Origin of the sequence: Halovivax sp. (genome assembly GCA_007119345.1) — an archaeon.
Lineage (GTDB): Archaea > Halobacteriota > Halobacteria > Halobacteriales > Natrialbaceae > Halovivax.
The window spans coordinates 1-3,222 of the sequence record SKPV01000139.1; the positions used below are offsets into that span (position 1 = coordinate 1).

The 3,222-nt window shown below is 66.7% G+C and carries 3 protein-coding genes; 1 reads left to right on the top strand and 2 read right to left on the bottom strand.

Going from position 1 to position 3,222, the window contains the following annotated elements; genetic code table 11:
• A partial coding sequence (locus tag QZT59_RS09615; RefSeq protein WP_290814856.1) for a succinylglutamate desuccinylase/aspartoacylase family protein occupies window positions 1-272 on the bottom strand: 272 nt, incomplete at its 3' end.
• Between the two features lie 380 nt (window positions 273-652).
• Window positions 653-1,462 (bottom strand): methyltransferase domain-containing protein, encoded by an 810-nt coding sequence (locus tag QZT59_RS09620; RefSeq protein WP_290814859.1) that lies wholly within the window; start codon window positions 1,460-1,462, stop codon window positions 653-655.
• A gap of 526 nt (window positions 1,463-1,988) precedes the next feature.
• Here QZT59_RS09620 and QZT59_RS09625 point away from each other — a divergent pair.
• A partial coding sequence (locus tag QZT59_RS09625) for an NAD(P)/FAD-dependent oxidoreductase (protein ID WP_290814862.1) occupies window positions 1,989-3,222 on the top strand: 1,234 nt, incomplete at its 3' end.

The window sequence follows — 3,222 nt, forward strand, 5'->3', positions numbered from 1 at the left end:
CGACGGAGCCCCGCGGGGGTACAGATCGGGACGCAGACGACGGTTCCTCGTAATCCGTCTGGGACGCCGTCGGCGAGCACGTCCTGGGTCGCCGCGACGCCCGTCAGTTCGTTGCCGTGGATTCCGCCGGTCACCCAGAGCGTCGGTCCGTCCGTCTCGCCGCGGGCGACGACTACCGGCAGCCGTTCCGCACCGCCGGTGGGCAGCGTCGTCGCCTCGATGTATCCGGTCGCTCGCTCACCTGGCTCCGCGCTCGCGGTTCCGACGTTCATGGATTGTCTCTCGAGGCACGTTGCGAAAAGGTCACGCCTCCCGGCGAAACGATCGTCCCAACCCTGTCAATCGAAATGCGACTCGACCCCGAGACAGCTTCAGGCACATTGGTGAGTAACACCGACGAGCAGCACCCGTCTCGACCGTCGATAGTTGCGAGGGTTCCGGACCACCAGTCGGTATCGTCAGAGGCATTTCCCTGCGCATTCGCGGGCGACGGTTCCGGTCGATGTCTCAGTGTCCGAACCGGCCCCGTTTGATGGACGTCTCAGCGTCTGAATCTCACCTCGAGTAATTGGGTACCTCGGACGGGTGAACGCCGTATCGGGCGATCCTGACCGAATTGTGGCGGTTCACCCAGATGCTGTCCTGAGTGGATTCACTCCACGATCGCGACTGTCTGGAGGTACCGGTTCTCGACGATCGCGGTCCCGTCCGTTGCACGGTTGTACCGCCGCATGACTGCCTCGAGCTCGCCCATAAAGTTCTCTCGATCCGCGTCGTCGAGCGCCTCGAGCGCTCGAATCGTCGGCCCGAAGTAGGTGCTGAACACCGCCACGGCGTGGTCGATCGACCGGTAGTACTGGTGCGCCGTCCGTCTGGTGCTCTCGATCGACCGAACGACCCCGCCGAGGAGCTCTTCGAGCCCCTCGTCGGTCCCCCAGCGGAGGGGTGACTGGACTCCCGGCGGTGGCGGCGCGTACTCGGCGTGCGTGGCGAACCAGTCGCCGCTCCAGCCCTCCGGTATCGGGCCCGCCAGGCCGATCGTCCCGCCGGATTTGCACACCCGAAGCAACTCGGCCGCCGCTCGCTCCTGATCCGGCGCGAACTGCACCCCGTACACCGAGAGCACCGCGTCGAAGCTGTCGTCGGGGAACGGCAGGTCCTGTGCGTCGCCGACGCGGAACTCCACGGGCTGACGATTCGCCGCGGCCCGCGTCTCGGCGCGTTCGATCAATCCTGGAACGTAATCGATGCCCGTAACCTCGCAGTACCGTCGTTCCGCGATCAGCGCCGCCGTTCCGCTCCCGCAGGCCACGTCCAGCACGCGCTGGCCCGGATGCGGATCGACCGCCTCGCAGAGCGCCTCCGCGATGACCACGTTCTGGCGGGCGATCTCGTTGAAATCGCCGGTCGCCCACGTCTCCTTCTGGGTCTCCGTCAGGGCAGCGTACTCAGTTTCGTTCATGTTCTCTCACTCTCGTCGCTCACGCGCGGGTGCGTTCCCCGGTCGTGACGTACTCTCCTCCCCGCGATTTGCCCGCGCTGCGCGGGGAATTCTGCGAAGAGGTCGCGTGTGATACGGTACCAATCGACATAATGGTGCCGGACGGATCGCTCCGGGTTTCAGGACCACTGACACACTCGACGGCGGTTCGAGGCTCGTGTCGGTAGTCGCGGCATTCGTCTGAAATAAATGGAGGCGGACGGTTTTCCGGGACCGAGTCAGACGTGTCGCCAGGCCGGTGGTCGTCCGTCTACGTCCTGCTTGCCACGGTGGCCCATGACGGCAGCGAGTGCGTCTCGGCTCCGCTACCATGCGGGGCGGTCTCTCCGGTCGGGGCTCCGCCAGAGTGCGCGGGTAGCCGAGCGAGCCATGTGTCAACGCTTATCATTTGGGGGATAGTATCGCGGACGGGATAACAGAGATGACGTTAGCAACGGTTCCGAGGTATCGTTCTCCTCGGACCGCCGACGCGGCGGGGGAGGCGGTCGTGGTGGGCGGGAGCATCGCCGGGCTCCTGACGGCCCGGGTCCTCGCGGATCGGTTTCGGGAGGTAACCGTGATCGAGCGAGATCCCAGCCCGACCGAGCCAGTCGCTCGCAGGGGCGTCCCCCAGGGCCAGCACGTGCACCTGTTGCTCGAGGCGGGCCGCGCGATCTTCGAGGACCTCTTTCCCGGATTCGGCGAGCAATTCGCCAGGGTGGGTGGCGTGATCCTCGACGGCTCGCGCGACGTGGTGCAGTTTCAGGAGGGCGATTTCCTCGCCGACGGAACGCGTCGGTTCCCGCTGTACTTCGCGACCAGACCGCTCATCGAACAGGTGGTGCGGCGACGCGTCGGCGAACTCGACGGCGTCACGATCCGCGCGAACTGTCGGTGGAACGGGTACCTCGTCGACGGCTCCGCCGCGACCGTGCGGGGGGTCGAGGTCACCTCGATGGACGGCGACTCGGAGGAACTCGACGCCGCCCTGGTGGTCGACGCGACCGGGCGGACGTCTCGGACGCCGACGTGGCTGGAGGCGCACGGGTACGACGCACCGGAAACCGACGAGATCCGCGTCGACATGGCCTACAGCACGGCGCACGTCGAACGGCCCGCCAACGATCGGCGGATGATCCTGGCGGCGCCATCACCCGGGCTCCCTCGCGGCGGGTCGACGTTTCCGGTCGAGAACGGGGGTCGCCTCGTGACCCTGTTCGGGCTGCACGGTGACCACCCGCCGACGGACCGGGACGGCCTGATCGAGTTCGCTGCGGGCCTCCCTATCCCGCATTTCGAGCGATTTCTCGACGCGCGCACCTGGGAGGGCGAGGGCGTTGTACACTATCCGTTCCCGACCAGCATCCGCCGGCGCTACGAGGACCTCGACCGGTTTCCGGACGGTCTAGTCGTCGTCGGTGACGCCGTGGCGAGTTTCAATCCGATCTACGGCCAGGGGATGTCGGTGGCGGCGCTGGAGGCGTTGGTGCTGCATCACACCCTCGCGGCTGGTGGCCACGAGGAACTTGCGCTTCGATACTTCCACCGGATCCAGGAGGTCGTCGAGGCCGCCTGGCGGCTGTCCGTCGGCGGGGACTTCGCATTTCGGGAAACCACGGGGCCGAAGCCTCGTGGTACCGACCTGAGTAACAGGTACCTCTCGCACCTGCTGCGAGGGGCACACGACGACGAGGTGCTGCGGGAGGCGTTCGTACGGGTGCTCATGCTGGAACGACCGCCGA

Coding starts and splice junctions, on each gene's coding strand:
- QZT59_RS09620 (WP_290814859.1), bottom strand. CDS start 1,462: ATGAACGAAACTGAGTACGCTGCCCTGACGGAGACCCAGAAGGAGACG.